This window comes from Anaerophilus nitritigenes, assembly GCF_004138215.1.
Lineage (GTDB): Bacteria > Bacillota > Clostridia > Peptostreptococcales > Thermotaleaceae > Anaerophilus > Anaerophilus nitritogenes.
The window spans coordinates 1-21,662 of record NZ_RYYS01000015.1 but is presented as its reverse complement, the minus strand read 5'-3'; the positions used below and the strand labels follow the sequence as shown (position 1 = coordinate 21,662).

Genomic DNA, 21,662 nt, shown 5'->3' with positions numbered 1-21,662 from the left:
TTTATAGATACTTATGCTATACTAAATATCAAATTATAATAAAGTATACAAAAGATAAAATATAGAGGTGAAGGAAGTTGTTTTGGACGAAGTTAGCAGTTTTAGCAGGAGTAGGAGCTTTGATTGGATGGATTACAAATGTTTTAGCCATTAAGTTTATATTTAGACCATTATATCCTATTGAAATTCCCTTTCTTAATATAAAAATTCAAGGATTGATTCCAAAGAGAAAAAAAGAGCTTGCAAAAAGTGTAGGAGAAGTAGTAGAGAATGAATTGTTGTCTATGAGAGAAATTATAGATAAGTTTATTGAAACAGAAAACAAAAGTGAATTGGTTTTTTCAATCAAAAGAAAAATTGGAAAGTTAGTAGATGGAAAGCTTCCAGCATTTATTCCATCTAGCTTTAAAGGAATGATACAAGAGTATATCAATGAGATCGTTGATAAAGAAGCTGAAAATGTAATTACAGAATTAACAGAAAAAATGGTTCATAAAGCTACAGAAACTATAAAAATTTCAGCTATAGTAGAAGAAAAAGTAAATAATTTTGAATTAGAAAAATTAGAAGAAATTGTATTAACTATTGCAAAGAAGGAACTTAAACATATAGAAATTTTAGGTGCGATTTTAGGCTGTATTATAGGTCTTTTACAAGGAGCATTTGTATTATTGGCTTGAAATTTTGTATAAATTTTGAAAAATTGAATAAACTTATTGACAAGTATAGAAATTATTCTTATAATGAAACAAAGTCAAAAATAAAAGGCAATGAAAAAGGAAAAGTATCATAATACCAGTCATTAGAGAGAGAATGTCATAGGCTGAAAGCATTCTTGGATATGGATATGAGAAAACTACCTTTGAGCTGTATCTGAGTAGCTTTTGCAAAAAGGATTCCGTTAGACAGCGTTAATGTCATGTAAGTGGACCATGTCAATTTGGGTGGAACCGCGAGAGATATCTCCCGTCCTAAAGCTTTTGCTTTTGGGTGGGAGTTTTTGTTTTTTAATAAAAAATATTTTAGATAGAACAAATGGGGAGGTATAGATATGGAATTAGTAAAAATTCAATTGAAAGATGGATCTGTAAAAGAAGTAAACAAGGGAATGACTATTTTAGACATTGCAAAAGAAATTAGTGGAAGACTTGCGAAAGAAGCAGTAGCAGGAGAAGTAGATAACAAGGTAGTGGATTTATCTTATGAAATTCATGAAGATGTAGCGTTAAATATTTTAAAATTTGAAGATGAAAAAGGAAAAGATGTTTTTAGACATACAAGCTCTCATATGATGGCACAAGCAGTGCAAAGATTATTTCCAAATACAAAACTTGCTATAGGACCGGCTATTGAAAATGGATTTTACTATGATTTTGAATCAGAACATAGATTTACAGAAGAAGATTTTGAAAAAATAGAAAAAGAAATGAAAAAAATTGCTTCAGAAAATTTAAACTTAGAAAGATTTGAACTTCCTAGAGATGAAGCCATAAAGTATATGAAAGGAAAAGGAGAAGATTATAAGGTTGAATTAATAGAAGATCTTCCAGAGGATGCTAGTATTTCTTTTTATAAGCAAGGAGATTTTGTAGATCTCTGTGCAGGTCCTCACCTTCTTGCTACTAAAAATGTAAAAGCAGTAAAAATTCTTAGTGTTGCAGGTGCTTATTGGCGTGGAGATGAAAATAAGCAAATGCTTCAAAGAATTTATGCTACAGCTTTTCCAAAGCAAAAAGAACTAGATGAATATATCCATAGATTAGAAGAAGCTAAAAAAAGAGACCATAGAAAATTAGGAAAAGAATTAGATTTATTTAGTCTCCAAGAAGAAGGACCAGGATTTCCATTTTTTCATGCAAAGGGTATGATTGTTAGAAATATCTTAGAAGATTTTTGGAGAAGAGAGCATGTAAAAAGAGAATATGATGAAGTAAAAACTCCTATTATTTTAAATGAACAATTATGGCATACCTCTGGACATTGGGACCATTACAAAGAAAATATGTATTTTACTCAAATCGATGAAATGGATTATGCAGTAAAACCAATGAACTGCCCAGGGGGAATGCTTGTTTATAAAACAAAAATGCATAGTTATAGAGATTTTCCTATTAGAATGGCAGAACTTGGACTTGTTCATAGACATGAATTATCAGGAGCATTACATGGACTTATGCGTGTAAGAAACTTCACTCAGGATGATGCACATATTTATATGCTTCCTGAACAAATAAAAGATGAAATAAAAGGAGTTATTGATTTTACAGATTATCTATATAGTATATTTGGATTTAAATATCATATTGAATTATCTACAAGACCTGAAAATTCAATGGGGTCAGATGAAGAGTGGGAAATGGCTACAAATGCTTTAAGAGAAGCATTAGAGGAAAAAGGACTTTCTTATAAGCTTAACGAAGGAGATGGGGCTTTTTATGGACCTAAAATAGATTTTCATTTAGAAGATTGTATAGGAAGAACATGGCAATGTGGAACAATTCAATTAGATTTCCAAATGCCTCAAAGATTTGATTTAACTTATATAGGAAAAGATAGTGAAAAACATAGACCAATTATGCTTCATAGAACAATATTTGGAAGTATTGAAAGATTTATAGGAATTTTAATTGAGCATTTTGCAGGAAAGTTCCCAACATGGATTGCACCAGTACAAGTAAAAATTCTTCCAATCGCAGATAAATATATAGAGTATGCACAAAAAATTAAAGATGCATTAAAAGACAAAGAAATAAGAGTAGAACTAGATGATAGAAATGAAAAAATAGGATATAAGATTCGTGAAGCTCAACTTCAAAAGGTTCCTTATATGATTATTGTAGGAGAAAAAGAAGAGCAAGCAGCCGAAATATCTGTTCGATCTAGAGATCATGGAGAGCTAGGAAATCAAACAATAAAAGATTTTATTCATAAAGTAGAAGAAGAAATAAAAAATAAAACATTATAAATATAATAAAAGAGGACAAAATATTTTGTCCTCTTTTATTATATAATAGACTTAGATTTATTAAAATTTCCAAGTATAGATTCAAGATCTTCTCCAGTAAGAGTTTCTTTTTGAAATAATTCATGAGCAATGGCTTCTAATAAATCTGTACGATTTTTTAAATGTTCATAAGCTTCTTCATAACATTCATCTATGATGAGTCGAATTTCTTCATCGATCATGGGATAACAATTTTTAATAAAAGAGGGTTCAAATACTCTGTTTTTTAAATTACTCATTCCATATTCACATACCATTTGATAGGCAATAGTATTTGCTTTTTTTAAATCATCTCTTGCACCAGTTGAAATTTCGCCAAACATGATTTGTTCAGCACATCTTCCTCCTAACAAAACTTTTATTTTATTTTTTAGTTCATCTGTAGTTGTTAAAAAACGTTCTTCGCAAGGAGAGTACATAACATAACCTAAAGCTTCGCCTCTAGGTACAATAGATACTTTTGAAATTAAATCTGTACTTAAAACTTTTCCAATTAAAGCATGGCCAGCTTCATGATAAGAAACTTTTTGTTTTTCTTTTTCTAAAATAGAAGTATTTTTTCTTTGTAAACCTGCAATTACTTTTTCAATAGCTTCATTAAACTCGTCAATTCCGATAGATTTTTTATTGTTTCTTACTGCTAAAATTGCGGCTTCATTAGCAATATTAGAAAGGTGAGCTCCAGACATACCATGAGTTCTTTTTGCAAGTTCTTGTATATTAACACTTTTGTCAATAGGTTTATTTTTGGTATGGACTTGAAAAATTTCTTCTCTAGCATGAAGATCAGGATTACCAATAAACATATGACGATCGAATCTTCCAGGACGAAGCAAAGCTTCATCTAATAGATCAAGACGATTGGTAGCCCCAATAACGATAACCGTTTGATCTGAATGAAATCCATCCATTTCAATAAGAAGTTGATTAAGAGTTTGGTCTTTTTCGTTATTACTTTCTGTAGTTCTTTTAGCTCCAATTGCATCAATTTCATCAATAAAAATTACACTAGGAGCAGATTTTTTAGCTTTTTCAAATAAACTTCTTACTCTTTTTGCTCCTACACCCACATATTTTTCTACGAATTCAGAACCACTTGCAGGAAAAAAACTAGAATCTGTTTCTCCTGCTAAGGCTTGAGCTAGAAGGGTTTTTCCTGTCCCAGGAGGACCAAAAAATAAAATACCCTTTGGAATTTTAGCACCCATTTCATGATACTTTTGAGGCTCTTTAATGAAGTCTATGATTTCTAACAATTCTTCCTTTACTTCATTAAGGCCAGCTACATCATCAAAACGAACAGAAGGTTTATTGAGGCTTCCATTTTGGCGATCATCTTTTTTTTCCATTTGAATATGAGAAGGCTCTAATTGAGGAGATTTTCCATGTTTCATGTAATAAATTACAGGACATAGACATAAAAAGATGAAAAATAATTTATTAATAGGAAGCATGCTTAAAATTTTGTTGTATGGACTTATGATAGACAATAAACCTATTGTGAGAATACAGCAAAAAAGAAATAGAATAATTTTCTTCCTTGAAATAGCTCATCACCTTCTTTCTTAAAGAATACATTTATAGTTTGCCCAATCTAATAAAAAAAATAATGAAGGATTTATAAAAAAAAATAAAAAGATTACATAAAAAATCATTGACAATATAAAAATATAATGATAAACTTGTTAAGTAATGTTAAGTAGAAGTTTCCGCTTCTCACCTTACAACATAAGTTCGTAAGGTATATATGAGCTTTTTATTTTAGTATTAAATTGAGCTTATGAAGCGGATGTATATTACATTCGCTTTTTTATTATGCATATAAAAGTTTATCTATCAATAGGAGGTGTTAAACCATTAAAGAGTTAGAAATCAATGAAGAGATTAGAGATCGTGAAGTAAGGTTAATTGATGCAGAAGGTGAGCAGCTAGGAATTGTTGCTACTCAAAAGGCACTAGATATGGCAGTAGAAAAAAGATTAGATCTAGTAAAAGTAGCAGCTCAAGCAAAACCACCAGTATGTAAAATTATGGATTATGGAAAGTACAAATTTGAATTATCAAAAAAAGAAAAAGAAGCAAAGAAAAAGCAAAAAATTATTAATGTAAAAGAAGTTCGATTAAGTTTAAATATTGAAGAACATGATCTATCAGTTAAAGCAAACAATGCCATTAAATTCCTTTCTAAAGGAGACAAAGTAAAAGTTAGTTTAAGATTTAAAGGAAGAGAAATGGGTTATACCAAATTAGGGTATGAAGTAATGGAAAAATTTACAGCACTTATTGTTGATGCTGGTACTGTAGAGAAAAAGCCAAATTTAGAAGGTAGGAACATGACAATGTTTTTATCACCTAAGAATGCTTAGATACTAGAGGGGAGGAAATTATTATGCCAAAAATGAAAACACATCGTGGAGCAGCAAAGAGATTTAAAATAACTAAAAAAGGTAAGGTAAAAAGAGCGAAAGCTTATAAAAGCCATATCTTAACAAAGAAAACACCAAAGAGAAAAAGAAATTTACGTAAGGCTGCTATTATGCCAAAATCAGAAGAAAAAAGAGTAAAAAGATTATTACCATACGCATAGATAAAAAGTAAAGGAGGTAGAAAAAGATGGCAAGAGTAAAAAAAGCAGTAAATGCAAAAAAGAAACATAAAAAAATATTAAAGCTTGCGAAAGGTTATTACGGTGCAAAAAGCAAATTGTTCAGAGTTGCAAATCAAGCTGTAATGAAATCTTTAAGATATGCATACGTAGGACGTAAATTAAGAAAAAGAGATTTTAGAAAACTTTGGATTGCAAGAATTAATGCAGCGGCAAGAATGAATGGAATCTCTTATAGTAAATTGATCAATGGATTAAAACTTTCAGGTGTTGAAATCAATAGAAAAATGTTATCTGAAATGGCTATTCATGATGAAGCAGGTTTTGCACAATTAGCAGAAGTTGCAAAACAAAAAATAAATGCATAAATAGACTCATATATGAGTCTATTTTTCATTTATATTCATATTTTCATCTATCTTTGTTTACAATAACTCTAGGGTTTTATTTTAAATATGCTATAATAAATCTAAAAGAGTAAAAATCAGGGGTGGTTGAAATAGAGAAAAATACAAGGATTAAAAAACTAAAATTAACTCCTTCACAAATTATTGTATTAGGCTTTGCAAGTGTCATTTTAATAGGAGCTATTCTTTTAAGTTTACCTATTGCATCTGTATCGGGAAAAAGTATAGGATTTATTAATGCACTATTTACATCTACTTCAGCTGTTTGTGTAACAGGACTTGTGGTAGTAGATACAGCTACTTATTGGACTACTTTTGGGAAGACAATCATTCTTTTACTCATTCAAGTGGGTGGATTAGGATTTATGACAATGGCTACATTTTTTGCTTTAATTATCAGAAGAAAAATTACTTTTAGAGAAAGACTTGTAATCCAAGAAGCTTTAAATCAATTTAGTACATCAGGAGTTGTAAGGCTTACTCAATATGTGCTTATGACAACGGTTATTATAGAAGGAATAGGTGCTTTTTTTCTCTCTTTTCGATTTATTCCTAGATATGGGATTGGCAAAGGGATTGGAATGAGTATATTTCATGCTATTTCTGCTTTTTGTAATGCGGGATTTGATATTATGGGAAATTTTTCAAGCCTTACGAGTTTTGTAGATGATGGGTTAATCAATCTTACTATATGTGGGTTAATTGTTTTTGGAGGATTAGGATTTGCAGTTATTGTTGAGGTTTTACAAAAAAGAAAATTTTCAAAATATAGTTTGCATACAAAGCTTGTTTTATATATTACAGGTATTTTGATTGTAGTAGGTTTTTTTAGTGTATTTTTATTAGAATATAACAATGAAGCTACATTAGGAGGTTTAAACTTTAAAGGAAAGATATTAGGAGCTTTATTTCATGGAATTACACCTAGAACAGCTGGATTTAATACATTGCCTACAGATCAGCTTTCTATGGCAACTATTTTTATTACTATGGTACTCATGTTTATAGGAGGTTCTTCTGTGTCTACAGCAGGAGGAGTAAAGACTACTACAGTGGGAGTCATTGTTTGGACGATTATTTGTATTATTAAGGGAAAAGAAGATACAGAAGTATTTAAAAGAAGGATTGCTAGAGATATTGTGAATAGATCTTTATCAATTATAGGAATTAGTATGGCTTTAATTATTTGTGTTACAATGATATTATCTATTACAGATAACAATCATTCTTTTATTGAAATCTTCTTTGAGGTTACTTCTGCTTTTGGAACAGTAGGTTTGTCATTAGGAATAACACCTACTTTAAGTACAATGGGAAAGATTTTAGTAATTTTCACTATGTTTGCAGGAAGAGTAGGGCCTTTTACAATAGCTTTAGCATTAGCTAGAATGCAACAAAAGAATAAAAGATTGATTAAATATCCAGAAGAAAAAGTAATTGTAGGATAAAGGAGTGTTATCATGAAGCAATTTGTTGTGATTGGTTGTGGAAGATTTGGAGCAAGTGTGGCAAAAACACTATATGGCCTTGGATATGATGTGTTAGCTATTGATAGAAATGAAGATGTAGTTCAAGGAATTGCAGATAGTGTAACTCATGCAGTACAAGTAGATGCTACAGAGGAAGGAGCTATTAAGGCTTTAGGAATTAGAAATTTTGATGTGGCTGTTATTACTATTGGTTCGAATATACAATCCTCTATTATGGCGACATTACTTGTAAAAGAATTAGGAGTAAAATATGTAGTAACAAAAGCACAAAGCGAATTACATGCAAAAGTTTTATATAAAATTGGAGCAGATCGAATAGTATTTCCAGAAAGGGATATGGGAGTAAGAGTTGCTCACAACCTTGTATCTTCTAATATATTAGATTATATAGAACTAGCTCCAGACTATAGCATTGTAGAGATTTCTTCATTAGAAGAATGGGAAGGAAAAAATCTACAACAGCTAGATATGCGAGCGAAATATGGAGTAAATGTGATGGCTATTAAGCATGGAGGACAAATCAATATATCTCCTAGTGCAGTAGATATTGTAAGAAAAGATGATGTATTAGTTGTCATTGGTCATAATGATGATATACAAAAAATTGAAAGAAAGGCAGAAGGACTAAAATGACGTCATCAATTATGTATATCACATCTGAGGACAATGGAATTATCAAAACTGTAAAACAATTAGAAAAAAGAAGATATCGACAAAAAAGCAAACAATATATGATTGAAGGCATAAGAATTATAAAAGATGCAATAGAAAATGAAAAAAGTCTAGAATACATAATATTTTGTGAAGAATTATATAAAAATAAAGATGCAGATGAAATTATAGAGATTTTATTACATAAAGGAATAAAAGTTTATCAAGTTCCTACTTCTTTATTTATTAAACTTGCTGATACACAAACACCTCAAGGAATATTAGGAATTCTTTCTATGGAAGATTATCAAATAGAAGAAATTTTTAAAACTTCCAATGGATTATTTTTAGTATTAGATAGAATTCAAGATCCTGGGAATCTGGGAACTATGATTCGAACTGCAGATGCAGCAGGATTTGATGCAGTTGTTTTATCAAAAGGATGTGTGGACTTATATAATTTAAAAACAATCAGGTCTACTATGGGTTCTATTTTTCATATGCCTATTATACATATGGAGGAAACCATAGGTATATTAGAACTTTTAAGAGAACAAAATATACATATTATTACTACAAGTTTAGATACAAAATATTATTATGATGAGATAGATTATACAAAAAAGGTTGCAATTGTTATAGGAAATGAAGGAAATGGAGTAGAAAAAGAAGTCATTGATCTCTCAGATTCTGTAGTAAAAATTCCTATGATAGGATGTGCAGAGTCATTAAATGCTTCTGTAGCTTCTTCAATTGTTATGTATGAAGCTGTAAGACAAAGAAGGAATCAGAAAATTTTTAAAATATAATATGATGTAGCAAGCTATTCTTGTAAACCTCATTTTGCTATGCTATAATTAAGTAAAAGTAGTATAAAAGGGGTGTGAGCATGATGCTCGCTACATCAGAATGGTTTTGGAAAGTTTTTTTATTGACTGGAAATATACATGCCTATTTAGGCTATAAACAAATGATTTCAAATCATTAATAAGAAGAACAGTGATGATAGAGAAAAGTAAGTTATAGGATTCTTTACAGAGATGAGATGGTTATAAGCTGAGAACATTTCAAAGAAATCTTTAACTGAAGTTCACTCTTAAACTATAGGATTGAAATGATAGTAGGTTCTATCGGTAGACGCCGTTATGTCAATAAGTGGTTGAAATATTCAATTATTAGGGTGGTACCGCGGAGAAGACTTCGTCCCTTCTGGGATGAAGTCTTTTTTTTGTGGAAAAATAATAAAAATTAGTTTTTTTGAAAGGAGAAACATCATGAAAGATCAATTAGAAAAAATAAAAAATCTTGCTGAAAGTGCTATTCAAGATGCTAAAAGTATGCAGGATTTAGAACAAATTAGAGTCAAGTATCTAGGGAAAAAAGGAGAATTGACTTTAGTTTTAAGAGGAATGAAGGATTTATCTAATGAAGAAAGACCTCTTATAGGAAAAATTGCCAATGAGGTAAGAGAAGAAATAGAGAATTCTTTACAAAATGCAATAGAAGTTGTAAAACAAAATGAAAAAAATATTAGACTTCAAAAAGAAACTATAGATGTTACTATGCCAGGAAGAAAGTGTAAGTTAGGACATAAACATCCTCTTACAAAAGTATTAGATGAAATAAAAGATATCTTTATAGGAATGGGATTTAAAATTGCAGAGGGGCCAGAGGTAGAAACTGTATATCATAATTTTGATGCACTAAATGCTCCTAAAAATCATCCTTCAAGAGATATGAGTGATACATTTTATATAACAGAAGATATTTTACTTAGAACTCAAACATCTCCTGTTCAAATTCGTACTATGAAAAAACAGACTCCACCTATTAAAATTATTTCTCCAGGAAGATGTTTTAGATTTGATGAATTAGACGCTACACACTCTCCGATGTTTCATCAAGTAGAGGGTCTTGTAATAGATCGTGGAATTACTATGGCAGATTTAAAAGGAACACTAGATTTATTTGCAAAACAATTATTTGGAAGTGAAACGAAAACAAAATTTAGACCTCATCATTTTCCATTTACAGAACCAAGTGCTGAGGTAGATGTAACTTGTTTTAAATGTGAAGGAGAAGGTTGTAAAGTATGTAAAGGAAGTGGATGGATTGAAATTTTAGGAGCAGGAATGGTTCATCCAAATGTATTAAAAGAATGTGGAATAGATCCAGAAGAATATAGTGGATTTGCTTTTGGAATGGGGCTTGATAGAGTAACAATGCTAAAGTATGGAATAGAAGATATAAGACTTTTATTTGAAAATGATATGCGTTTTATTGAACAATTCTAAAGGGAGGTATAAAGATGTTTATATCAACACAGTGGTTAGAAGATTATGTAGATATTAAAAATTTAGATATAGATACTTTGAGTAATGGACTTGTTATGTCTGGATCAAATATTGAAACAGTAGAAATGGTTGGAAAAAACATAGAAAAAGTAGTAGTAGGAAAAATACTAGAAATTAAACTTCATCCTGATGCACAAAAGCTTGTTGTAACACAGGTAGATATTGGAGAAGAAGTACTTCAAATTGTTACAGGAGCTACAAATGTTGAAGAAGGGCAATATATTCCGGTTGTATTACATGGAGGGAAATTACCAGATGGTACTAAAATTAAAAAAGGAAAACTTAGAGGGGTCGTTTCTAATGGAATGATGTGTGGTGGAGAAGAATTAGGAATTAGTGATAAGGTATTTCCTACACATAAAACAAAGGATGGTATTTATATATTAGATGAAGAATATCCATTAGGAACAAATATATTAGATATATTAGAGTTAAATGATCATGTGATTGAATTTGAGATTACTCCAAATCGTCCAGATTGTTTAAGTGTCTTAGGAATGGCGAGAGAGACTGGTGCAACTTTTAATTTACCTTTGAAATATCCTGATATACATATTAAAGAAGAAGTAGAAGATATAAAGAATTATACATCTGTGGAAGTAAAAAATAATGATCTTTGTAAAAGATATGTAGCAAGAGTTATAAAAGATGTTAATGTGACTCATTCTCCTCAATGGCTACAAAATAGATTAAGAAAAATGGGAATGCGTCCTATTAACAATATAGTAGATATTACAAATTATGTAATGTTAGAACTTGGACAGCCTCTTCATGCTTTTGATTTAGATCAACTTAACAATCAAAAGATCGTAGTAAAAAATGCAGAAGAAAAAACTTTTACTACTTTAGATGAAACAAAAAGAAATATAGATGAAAATATGCTTATGATTTATGATGGGGAAAAAGCAGTTGCTGTAGCAGGAGTTATGGGAGGACTCAACTCTGAAGTTACAAAAAATACAAAGACGATTCTTTTAGAATCAGCAAACTTTAATGGAGATTCTATAAGAACTACTTCTAAAAAATTAGGACTTAGAACAGAAGCGTCTGCAAGATTTGAAAAAGGAGTAGATCCAAATCTTGCACTTATAGCTGCCAATAGAGTATGTCAATTGATTGAAGAGACAGGGGCAGGAAAAATCGTCAAAGGAGTTATTGATCTATATCCTAAAGTAGAAGAAGAAAAAACAATACTTGTAAGACCAAATAGAATCAATCAGTTATTAGGAACAAAATTATCTAAAAGTGAAATGATAAAAATATTAGAAAAGCTGGAAATGAAAGTAAAAGATGAAGAAGAAAACCTTATAGTTACAGTTCCTACATTTCGATTTGATATTACCCAGGAAATAGATTTTGTAGAAGAAATCGCAAGAATTTATGGGTTTGATCGTTTAGATATGACACTTCCTAAGGGAAGTGGGCAAGGAGCCAAAACAAATGGGCAAATTATAGAAGATATTATCAAAAATACACTAAATGCAGCAGGTTTAAATGAAATCCAAACTTATTCTTTTATGAGTCCAAAAGTTTTTGATTTATTATGCATAGGAAAAGAAAGTTGTATGAGAAGTGTTGTAAAAGTGATTAATCCTCTAGGAGAAGAAAATAGTATTATGAGAACTACTTTAATGGGAAATATGTTAGAGGTATTATCTAGAAATTACAATAGAAATGTAGAAGAGGCAAAAGCATTTGAACTTGGAAATATATTTATACCAAAAGATATTCCAGTGACTGAATTACCTATAGAAAAAAAGGTATTAACTATAGGAATGTATGGAACAGAAATAGATTTTTATAGTATAAAAGGAGCTATAGAAAGCTTGCTGAAAAGACTTAGGATAGAAAATATAGAATATATTCCACAAAAAAGTAATACTACTTTCCATCCAGGAAGATGTGCAAACATAGTATATGAAAATCATATATTAGGGGTTATGGGAGAAATTCATCCAGATGTATTGGAAAATTATAAACTAGGAACAAGAGTATATGTAGTAGAAATAGATGCTACTATGCTTATGGGAATTACAAAACCAGATAGAATTTATAAAGAATTACCAAAATATCCTGCTATGACAAGAGATATTGCTTTGGTAGTAAAAGATGAAGTGTATGTAAAACAAATTGAAGATATTGCAAAAGCAAATGGAGAAGATTTATTAGAAAGCATTAAATTATTTGATGTATACAAAGGAAAACAAATAGAAGAAGGGTATAAAAGTATAGCTTATTCTCTTACTTATCGAGCAAAGGATAGGACATTGACAGATGAAGAAGTGACAAAAGTACATGAAAAAATTGTAAAAACTTTAGAAGAAGAACTAGGTGGTTCTTTAAGATAGTAAAAAAGCCTTGCTTTATTGAAGCAAGGCTTTTTATACAGTAATATGAGTAATATAATCTTTTGTTTTTCCTTGTATTTCACATTTTATTAAAAATTCATCATCATCTATTTTCCAAGTATGATCTTCTATAGATGGATGTCTTATAGCTATAAAATTAAATCTATCTGCAGAATATAATTTTATTCTTTTTCTTACACAATCCCTCCAAAAATAAGTTACAGTTTGAATAGTTGTATCTTTGAATTTTATTTGATTCCATACCTGCTTTTTCATAATAAATGCAGCACCGCATAAAAAGTGGACATATTGATTTTCTAAATTTGGAAACCTCAATGCTATTGTATTGCTTTTTTCTAAATAAGCATAGTAAGTATGTTTTCCTATGATTTGAGCATCTGTATATAAAAATCCATTTATCAAATCTTCTAGAAAGTTAGGAGCATAATAATTATCATCATCAAATTTGGAGATGTAAGAATATTGTGCTTGAGAAATTCCAAAGTTTAGACATTCTCCTAAAGATTTGATTTCATCCATTTGAAATATCTTTATCCTTTCATCAAGTTTTGTTTTCCTCTTCCATTCTTTTAGATTCATTTGATTGTTATTTAAAACAATAATTAATTCTTTTTCTTTATAATTTTGTCTATAAAAATTATCTAATATAGGATCTATACTATGGATTCGATTCGTGCAAGTGATAATAGACACTCCTAAATCATCTTTATAAGTTTTTATTCCTATTGTTTTAAGAATCATTTCTAATCTTTTTGCATAAGTATGATATTTAAAAATTTTTCTTAAACCTAGTAAAGATAATCGGTCTTTATATTCTTTATTATAAATTAACAGATCTAAATATTTTTCTACATCTTCTTTAGTTTTACATAGGGGTACTATTCCTTTAAAAAAATATTCTATTCCTAGACTATAGCTACTGATTATATTTATACCACAAGCTAAAATTTCAAATACTCTTCTTGAAAACATAGTAGGGCTATCGGATATGATATTAGCATTTAAAAATATATCATATTTTTTATAAAATTGAACCATTTTATCATAAGAAAGATTTCTGTGAATACAACATTGATAGATGCTAGGAAATTTAAAATCATGATGTTGATGAGAATGATACATTCTATCATAAATGTGTAAATTATATTTTAATGAAGGTTTAAGAAGCATTTCCATACTCTTTGTTCTATCTTCAAACATACTATACCAAGTACCTGCAAAAGCAACGTTCCCTAGACGAACTCTATTTTTATCTATGGGATTGTGTATTTTAGGTTGAGCTGCAAAGGGCAATACATAAACTTTATGATGACCTAAAAGATCCTTATATTTTTGTACACAGTTTTTATCTGTTGTAAAGACATAATCAAATAATTTAGCAGTTTCTAAAAAAGATGAAAAAAATAAGGGATCTTCTTTATTCCAAAATACAGTTGGAATTTTTCTTTTTTTGCATTCATAGATTAACTGTTTTAGAGATTGATTTTTTATTTTTTCTAAATGAGCAATTTTATGAGACCATCTTCCGTTGTTACCTTCCCAAGCAGATTCTACAAAAATAAAATCAGGCTTTTCTTTTATCAGTGTACTTTTCCAAGAAAAGGGATCAAGTGGTATAATATATGCTTCATATTTAAAACATTCATAGCTAAATGGATCTAATATAACACCTATTTTAAGTTTATGTTTTACAAATTTTGAATATAAATGATTCATTTTTTCTCCTCCTAAAGATCTTATCCTATTATGAAAATATGCAGATACTATCTATATGGTGCAAAAAATTTGGTACCTTATAGATATTGTATTCATATGATATTTTAGGAGTTATATGAAGAGATGAAATAAGGAGGAAGAAAATGAAAATTTATATTTTTGGTTTAGGACATATTGGACTTCCTATGGCTATTTTTATGTGTATGAGAGGATATGAAGTTATAGGAATAGATACAAATCCAAAAGTGATAGACGATATCAAAAATGAAAAAATTTCAATATATGAATATGATAATGGAGTCCATATTTCAAAAATTGCAAAAGAGTTCATAGATCAAAATAAATTATCAGTATGTGCAAATTATGAAAGAACTTATAATAAACCAGCTATATTTGTTATAACAGTGGGTATTGAAGGATCAAAAGATGGATCACAAGATGTAGTTCCTATTCAAAATATTATGGATACTATTTTACCTACTCTTTTAGATGGAGATCTTTTATTATTTAAGACGACTATGATTCCAGGAACATGTGAAAAAATAATCATTCCTCAATTAGAAAAAATCAATAAAAAAATTTATTTGGCATATTGCCCAGAGACTATTCTTGAAGGGCATGCCTTTGAGGAGTTAAAAAACAATACAAGAATTCTTGCAGGTGTAAATGATGAAAGCTATAAAGAAGCAGAAAAATTTTTATATACTTTATCAGGTACTCCTATTTATAAAGCAAAAGATATTAAAACAGCTGAGTTGACAAAAGTAATACAAAATATATCAAGAGATGTAGAGATTGCTTTGGCAAATGAAATAAGTGATATAGCAACCTATTTAGGAGTTGATATTTATGAGCTAAAGAAACTTGTGAATACCCATCCTAGAGTGAAGCTTCTTGATCCAGGAATTGGTGTTGGAGGATATTGTATTCCTAATGCGCTTCATTATTTAAAATGTGCTCTAAAAGATAATAGTCCATCTCCTATTTTAATGGATAAAGCTAGAAAATTAAATGATAAGAGACCAGAAAAAATAGTAGAAATAATTGAGGAGTTATTAAAAAAAATAGGAAAAAGTATAAAAGGATCTAAGATATCCATCATAGGACTTGCAATGAAAGATTATTGTTCAGATTGTAGAAATAGTCCTGCAATAGATATAGCCATGAAATTAAAGGATAAAGGGGCAAAAGTTTTAGGGTATGATCCAGTAGTATCTATGAAATATGCTTTTCAAGTGAATTCTTTAATAGAATGTATTGAGAATGCGGATTGTATTATCATAACAGCAAAACAAAAGGATATGAACTATGATGAAATATTGCTTCAATCAGATTTAAATACAGTCATTATAGATACCAAAAATGTTTTATCCAAAGATACAAACAAGAAAATATATAGGATATAAGAGGTGGAAAAATGGGAGATACAAAAATAGTTGCTATTACTGGAGGAGCGGGATTTATAGGATCTCATCTTGTAGAATTATTTCTTAATAAAAATTACAAAGTAGTAGTGATTGATGATTTATCTGGAGGAAATATTTTAAATTTACCTCCATCTAAAAATTTATATTTTTTTAAAAAAGATATCAGAGATCCTTCTATAGAAGATATTTATAAAAAGTATAAACCAAGTATGATAATTCATTTAGCTGCTCATTTTGCTAATGAATTATCTATTAAAGAACCTAGATATGATTTAGAGGTTAATGGAGGAGGAACATTATCACAATTAGAATTAGCAAAAAAAATAGGGGTAGAGCGTTTCGTATATGCGTCTACTTCTTGTGTATATAATCCATCAGAATATCCATTAAAAGAAGATTTTTCACTATGTCCTCATACACCTTATGGCATATCTAAATTGTCAGGAGAATATTATTGTCAATTTTATAAAAAACATTATGGGTTACCTATGACGATTCTTCGATATTTTAATTGTTATGGACCTAAGGAGGATACAAATTTTTATAGAGGAGTTGTTCCAAAATTTATAGATCAAGCATTTAGAGGATTGCCGATAGTTATTACAGGAAATGGAGAAGAAATAAGAGATTTTACTTATATAGAAGATGCAGTAGAGGCAACTTATTTAGCTTCAATAAAGGAGGAAGGAAAGAATGAAATTTTTAATATAGGAACCGGATATAGTACAAGTATTTTTGATTTAGGTCACAATATCATTAAGCTTTCAAAAAGATCTTTAGATATTCAGTATAATCCTCGTCGTTTATGGGATGAAACTTCCTATCGAACAGCAAATATAAAAAAATTATATGATATTTTAGGTTTTCAACCTCAATATTCTTTAGAGAAAGGTTTAACTAAAACTTGGAATTGGTATGAAAGATTATATGGAATATCATCTATAAAATAGTATAGTTTACTGACAAATTCATAAGCTTTTTACTATTGTTTACGAATTTGTCAGTTTTTAATATTATCCTTTTATGGAAGCATAAATTGCTAAAGTAGTAGGTTCTCCAAGCGTGTGAGAGGTATAGGCTATACGTGCATAATTAAAATATGCAGAAGTACTTAGGGTGATGGTATCTTGTGGATATAAAGAAGGAACAGTATAAGCAGGAGGAAGATGATCGATCCATGTAGTTCCGTTAGGACTAAGCTGTATGAGTACATCTCCTCTATGAGTACCTGTATTTTTTATACCAAATGTAGCTATTCTAGGACCTAAAAAAATGGGGGTAGAACCATTTTGATCATTAGTAGTTGTAACGTTTTCTACTGGATATGTGAAAAGATAATTTCCAGAGAAATTAATTTCTAAATAAGGCCAATAAGAAGAATCTGTATATCGTGTACTTTTATATGCAACTAATCCGTTGGCGCTTTCTAATCCAATTAGTATGATTCCATTATTTGTAATGGTATTTTCTATCCAGCCTTTTACCAAAGAAGTAATATCCCATTGTATAAATTTGTTGGTTTCATTAGTAATAGCAATAGATGCTTCTGCAGTAGAGGAATAAGATGGAGCTGTATTGTAGGTGACAGTATTTTGATTAAAAGAATTTTCTAATTGATAGATTGTACTAGGTTTAGATATACTTGGAACTTCATTTCTGTAAAGATATAAACTTAAATAAGCTGATTCAATGTTTCCTACCAATGATGATAAATCAAATTGAAGTAAAGCTCGTTTTGCATCTCCAGGACCTGTAAATCGACCCACATCTAATGAAGGAGCTTGAGAGTAATTTGTTGATGGATAGTACTGAGAAATATAGACATTTTGTGTGGGAAATAATTTAATTGTATTCAATTTTTATCATTCCTTTCGATTTTTGTTTTTCTCGATTTACTAATATGTTTATTTATAAACATATGTGCCTAATAGAGAATAATACTATTTTAGATGAATAAAAAATATAGAAGGGGTGAGGATATAGGACAAGCTTGTACTGTTGGATTAGAAGGTGTAGTAACAAAATCATTTGAAAATAATCAAATTTTAGCAGGAAATCCTGCAGATCCAATAGATAGATTGAAGAATATTAGAAATGCTCAAAAAATTAATTTATAAGGAGCAAAAATAAAAGAGGACTTGAATGAACAAGTGCTCTTTTATTCATATAGATTGCCTAATAAAGTAATATGCTTTTGATTTGTATATAATTTTGTAACATTTCTTGTGTCAAAAATATTTTTTGCATGTTTAATGATAAAAGGATAATCTATGTTGCTATGATCAGTAGTAATGACGATAAGATCTGCACTTTTGATAGTTTCTTTGGTAAGATTTTGAGAATATATTGTTTTTCCATTTATTTTACAATGAGGAACATAAGGATCATGATAAATTAATTTGCCTCCTTTTTCTTCGAGTAATCTATATATTTCTATAGCAGGTGATTCACGAAGATCAGCTACATTTTTTTTATATGAAATACCTATAAGAAAAATAATAGAATTTTTTATGGACTTTTCTTGACGATTTAATAATTCACTAATATTTTGTACCATATATCTAGGCATATTTCTATTGATATCATTGGATAGTTCTATAAATCGATTATAATAATCGAAAGTTTTCCCTCTCCAGGATAAATACATAGGATCTAATGGGATACAATGACCACCTATACCAGGACCAGGATAAAAAGGCATATAACCCATAGGTTTAGTGGAAGCAGCATCAATTACTTCCCATATATTAATATTCATCCTTTCACACATTAAAGTTAATTCATTGACCAAAGCAATATTTACACTTCGAAAGGTATTTTCTAATAATTTTGTCATTTCAGCTACTTTTGTTGAGCTTACAGGAATCATTTCATTAAAAATAGAGCTGTAGTAAATCATTCCTAATTCAAGAGAATTAGATGTATCTCCTCCTATGACTTTAGGTATATTTTTTATATCTAATTTTTTATTTCCAGGATCTATTCTTTCAGGGGAAAAACATACAAAAAAATCAATTCCTAATCTATATTTTTTATTATTTTCAATAGTTTTGGTAATAAGTTCTTCTGTTGTACCTGGATAAGTAGTACTTTCTAGTATGATTAAGGTTCCTCTTTTTATGAATTGTATTATTTTTTCTATAGAAGAAGAAAGATAAGAAAGATCTGGATCTTTGGTTTTATTCAATGGAGTAGGAACACAAATACTAATAGCATTAGCTTTGCTTAATATAGAAAAATCATCTCCCACAAATAAATTTTTATGAATCACATCTTGAAGATCTTTGTCGGATATATCTAGAATATAAGATTTTCCATTTCTCAAACTTTTAATTTTATCCTTTGAAGTATCTATTCCAAATACTTCATATCCGTATTTTGCTAGTGATATTGCGAGAGGTAATCCAACATATCCTAATCCTATGACACAAACTTTAGCAGTTTTATTTAAAAATTTCTCTTTTAACGATTTACACATAAGAATCTCCTCTTTATTTATAAAAAATTTTACACAGTAATATGTGTCTGATAGTCTTTTGTATACAAAGTAACTTCGCATTTTCTTAAAAATTCTTCGTAGGTGATTTTCCATGTATGATCATCTAAATCTGATCTTCTAAATGCAACATAATTAAATCGATCGGTTGAATAAATTTTCAAACCGTTTTTTTTGCAATCCAATAAAAATTCACTATCACATCCAGCAGGTTTATAAATTGAAAATTTTATTTTTTCAAATATATGCTTTTTAAAAGTAAGAGTAGCACCTGCTACAAAGGGTGTGTATTGATTTTCTGTATTTGGAAATTTTAATGCTAAAATATTATGATCTGGAAAATAAACATAATATGAATGCTTTCCTACTACATCTGCATCTGTATATATAAAAGCATTCATAAGGTCAATAATGTAATTTTTTGCATAGTAATCATCATCGTCCATTTTAGATATATAATCAAACTTAGATTGAGAAATAGCAAAATTAAGACATTCTCCTAATGTTTTTTGTTCATCTATTTGAAATACAGATATATTTTCATATTTTTTTGCTTCTTCTGTACAATCTTTTAAGTTTATATGATTGTTATTTAAAATAATAATTAATTCTTTATAGGGATATTTTTGTCTAGTATAATTTTCAAATATATTATACATAAAGTGTGGTTTATTGGTACAAGTAATGATAGATATTCCTGGGGTATTCACTTTTTTATAAGGAATGTTTATTTTTTCTAAAACAGTTTCAAACCTATGTCTATAAGTGTGTTTTTCTAATACAGTTCTTAATCCCAAAAGAGAAAGTCTATCTCTCAAATCTTTATTTTCTAATAACAAATCTAGATATTTTAGTGTTTCTTCTTTTGTTTTACATAAATTTACTATATTAGGAAGCATTTTCTCAACTCCTAAAGCATAGCCACTAATCAGAGTAATCCCACAAGCTAATACTTCAAAAACTCTACAGGAAAACATGGTAGGACTATTTTGCACAGTATTCACATTTAAAAAAACATCATATTTTTTATAAATAGATCCTATTTGAGGATAAGGAATAGACTTTTTTATATGAGATTGATAAATATGTGGAAACTTATAATGATTATCTTTTTTATAATTATGCATTCGATCATAAATGTGGATGTTATATTTTAAAGCAGGTTCTAATATTTTTTTCATATCGACAATTCGATCTTCATGTCCTATTTTATGCCAGGTTCCAGAAAAACCTACTTTTCCTAATTTTTCTTTATCTTTATCAATTGGATTATGTTGTTTGGGTTGAGCTGCAAAAGGAAGAGGATAGATACGATTGTGATTTACAATGTTTGCATATTTTTTAATGCTATCACTATCAGTTGTAAAAATATAGTCAAATTGTTTTGCTGCTTCTATAAAAGAATCGAAATGATATGGATCTTCAATATTCCAAAAAACTGTAGGAATATTATTTGTTTTGCACCAATAGACGACTTCTTTTAGAGAAGTATCTTTTTTTTTATGCAAATCAGTAATTTTGTATTTCCATTGACCGTGATTTCCTTGCCAAGCAGATTGTACAAGTAAAAAATGTGGATGTGTATGAATGAGTGTTTCTTTCCAGTTGTTTATATTTAAGGGAATTAAATTGCATTCATATTTAAACCATTCCTCACCAAATTCATCTAGTATACAAGCAACCTTTATAGGATAGTGGGGATTTGTCATTTACTCACCTCTTTTAAGTAGAATTTTTACTTTTTAATATATTTATATGTTTTCTACAAAGGATTGTGAAGAAATTTATTTTTTCAAGCATATTGATTTATAATCACATATTCTGAAACTCACCATATAATACAGTAGAAAATGAGGTAGACAACCACCCTACTTCATTTTTAAAAAAAGGAGGAATAGTATGCCTAATAATCTTGTGTTTAATAATGTGGCACAACAATTAAAAACTCAAATTTATGGAAGTGATGTCAATAATCCTATTCAAACAGATGAAAATGGAAAACTGCTTATCAATACAGTAGATACAGTCAGTCAAGTAAGTAATGTAGCGAGTGTAGATGTAGTAGATACAGTAAGTGCAATAGTAACAGTAAGCGAAGTAAGCAATGTAGCAAGTGTAGAAACAGTAGACGAAGTAAGTAATG

Annotated in this window: 20 protein-coding genes and 3 other annotated features; of the genes, 15 read left to right on the top strand and 5 right to left on the bottom strand. The window is 29.2% G+C overall.

Going from position 1 to position 21,662, the window contains the following annotated elements; genetic code table 11:
• Positions 1-77 precede the first annotated feature (77 nt).
• Together EK368_RS01710 and thrS are read left to right on the top strand one after the other, a co-directional pair.
• A complete protein-coding gene (locus tag EK368_RS01710; protein ID WP_129596003.1) occupies positions 78-680 on the top strand; it encodes a DUF445 domain-containing protein in 603 nt (200 codons plus the stop codon).
• Positions 681-761: 81 nt separating this feature from the next.
• Positions 762-977: a binding site (T-box leader), on the top strand.
• A gap of 74 nt (positions 978-1,051) precedes the next feature.
• Positions 1,052-2,965 (top strand): threonine--tRNA ligase, encoded by a 1,914-nt coding sequence (thrS, locus tag EK368_RS01705; protein WP_129596002.1) that lies wholly within the window; start codon positions 1,052-1,054, stop codon positions 2,963-2,965.
• A gap of 38 nt (positions 2,966-3,003) precedes the next feature.
• Here thrS and ftsH read toward each other — a convergent pair whose 3' ends face one another.
• Complete coding sequence (ftsH, locus tag EK368_RS01700) at positions 3,004-4,458, bottom strand: ATP-dependent zinc metalloprotease FtsH (RefSeq protein ID WP_129596013.1); 1,455 nt, start codon at positions 4,456-4,458, stop codon at positions 3,004-3,006.
• Positions 4,459-4,695: 237 nt separating this feature from the next.
• Positions 4,696-4,824, top strand: a sequence feature (ribosomal protein L20 leader region).
• Positions 4,825-4,860: 36 nt separating this feature from the next.
• Between ftsH and infC the strand changes: the two genes are divergently transcribed.
• From infC to pheT, 9 genes are all read left to right on the top strand, one after another.
• Positions 4,861-5,370: a translation initiation factor IF-3 gene (infC, locus tag EK368_RS01695; RefSeq protein ID WP_129596001.1), complete on the top strand. Its 510-nt coding sequence runs from the start codon at positions 4,861-4,863 to the stop codon at positions 5,368-5,370.
• 23 nt (positions 5,371-5,393) lie between these two features.
• Complete coding sequence (rpmI, locus tag EK368_RS01690; protein WP_129596000.1) at positions 5,394-5,591, top strand: 50S ribosomal protein L35; 198 nt, start codon at positions 5,394-5,396, stop codon at positions 5,589-5,591.
• A gap of 26 nt (positions 5,592-5,617) precedes the next feature.
• Positions 5,618-5,977: a 50S ribosomal protein L20 gene (rplT, locus tag EK368_RS01685; RefSeq protein WP_129595999.1), complete on the top strand. Its 360-nt coding sequence runs from the start codon at positions 5,618-5,620 to the stop codon at positions 5,975-5,977.
• Between the two features lie 131 nt (positions 5,978-6,108).
• Positions 6,109-7,464, top strand: coding sequence for a TrkH family potassium uptake protein (locus EK368_RS01680; protein WP_202976406.1), 1,356 nt, complete (start codon positions 6,109-6,111; stop codon positions 7,462-7,464).
• Positions 7,465-7,476: 12 nt separating this feature from the next.
• Positions 7,477-8,139 carry a potassium channel family protein gene (locus EK368_RS01675; RefSeq protein ID WP_129595998.1) on the top strand — a complete coding sequence of 221 codons (663 nt, stop codon included), beginning with the start codon at positions 7,477-7,479 and terminating at the stop codon, positions 8,137-8,139.
• Entirely contained in the window at positions 8,136-8,966 is an 831-nt protein-coding gene (rlmB, locus tag EK368_RS01670) for a 23S rRNA (guanosine(2251)-2'-O)-methyltransferase RlmB (RefSeq protein ID WP_129595997.1), read from the top strand. Before EK368_RS01675 ends, rlmB begins: the two co-directional genes overlap by 4 nt.
• 80 nt (positions 8,967-9,046) lie before the next feature.
• Positions 9,047-9,145, top strand: a complete 99-nt coding sequence (locus tag EK368_RS01665; protein ID WP_243109333.1) for a YqzL family protein — start codon at positions 9,047-9,049, stop codon at positions 9,143-9,145.
• A gap of 5 nt (positions 9,146-9,150) precedes the next feature.
• Positions 9,151-9,368: a binding site (T-box leader), on the top strand.
• A 63-nt stretch (positions 9,369-9,431) separates the two neighbouring features.
• Entirely contained in the window at positions 9,432-10,451 is a 1,020-nt protein-coding gene (gene pheS, locus EK368_RS01660; protein ID WP_129595996.1) for a phenylalanine--tRNA ligase subunit alpha, read from the top strand.
• A gap of 14 nt (positions 10,452-10,465) precedes the next feature.
• Positions 10,466-12,859 (top strand): phenylalanine--tRNA ligase subunit beta, encoded by a 2,394-nt coding sequence (gene pheT, locus EK368_RS01655; RefSeq protein ID WP_129595995.1) that lies wholly within the window; start codon positions 10,466-10,468, stop codon positions 12,857-12,859.
• Positions 12,860-12,892: 33 nt separating this feature from the next.
• On the opposite strand, the gene EK368_RS01650 is transcribed toward pheT, so the two are convergent.
• Complete coding sequence (locus tag EK368_RS01650) at positions 12,893-14,596, bottom strand: glycosyltransferase family protein (protein ID WP_129595994.1); 1,704 nt, start codon at positions 14,594-14,596, stop codon at positions 12,893-12,895.
• Between the two features lie 143 nt (positions 14,597-14,739).
• On the opposite strand from EK368_RS01650, the gene EK368_RS01645 reads away from it, so the two are divergent.
• Positions 14,740-16,002 (top strand): nucleotide sugar dehydrogenase, encoded by a 1,263-nt coding sequence (locus EK368_RS01645; protein WP_129595993.1) that lies wholly within the window; start codon positions 14,740-14,742, stop codon positions 16,000-16,002.
• Between the two features lie 11 nt (positions 16,003-16,013).
• Positions 16,014-16,973 carry an NAD-dependent epimerase/dehydratase family protein gene (locus EK368_RS01640; RefSeq protein WP_129595992.1) on the top strand — a complete coding sequence of 320 codons (960 nt, stop codon included), beginning with the start codon at positions 16,014-16,016 and terminating at the stop codon, positions 16,971-16,973.
• Between the two features lie 63 nt (positions 16,974-17,036).
• Here the strand turns inward: EK368_RS01640 and EK368_RS01635 are convergent, their stop codons facing one another.
• Positions 17,037-17,879: a DNRLRE domain-containing protein gene (locus EK368_RS01635; protein ID WP_129595991.1), complete on the bottom strand. Its 843-nt coding sequence runs from the start codon at positions 17,877-17,879 to the stop codon at positions 17,037-17,039.
• A gap of 93 nt (positions 17,880-17,972) precedes the next feature.
• Here EK368_RS01635 and EK368_RS14750 point away from each other — a divergent pair, with 93 nt between their 5' ends.
• Positions 17,973-18,140 (top strand): LbetaH domain-containing protein, encoded by a 168-nt coding sequence (locus EK368_RS14750; RefSeq protein WP_165000284.1) that lies wholly within the window; start codon positions 17,973-17,975, stop codon positions 18,138-18,140.
• Between the two features lie 41 nt (positions 18,141-18,181).
• On the opposite strand, the gene EK368_RS01630 is transcribed toward EK368_RS14750, so the two are convergent.
• Both EK368_RS01630 and EK368_RS01625 read right to left on the bottom strand, forming a co-directional pair.
• On the bottom strand, positions 18,182-19,501 hold the full coding sequence (locus EK368_RS01630; protein ID WP_129595990.1) for a nucleotide sugar dehydrogenase: 1,320 nt from the start codon (positions 19,499-19,501) through the stop codon (positions 18,182-18,184).
• A 29-nt stretch (positions 19,502-19,530) separates the two neighbouring features.
• Complete coding sequence (locus EK368_RS01625; protein WP_129595989.1) at positions 19,531-21,228, bottom strand: glycosyltransferase family protein; 1,698 nt, start codon at positions 21,226-21,228, stop codon at positions 19,531-19,533.
• Positions 21,229-21,418: 190 nt separating this feature from the next.
• On the opposite strand from EK368_RS01625, the gene EK368_RS01620 reads away from it, so the two are divergent.
• Positions 21,419-21,662 (top strand): hypothetical protein (locus EK368_RS01620; protein ID WP_202976405.1); only part of this gene is annotated, 244 nt, incomplete at its 3' end.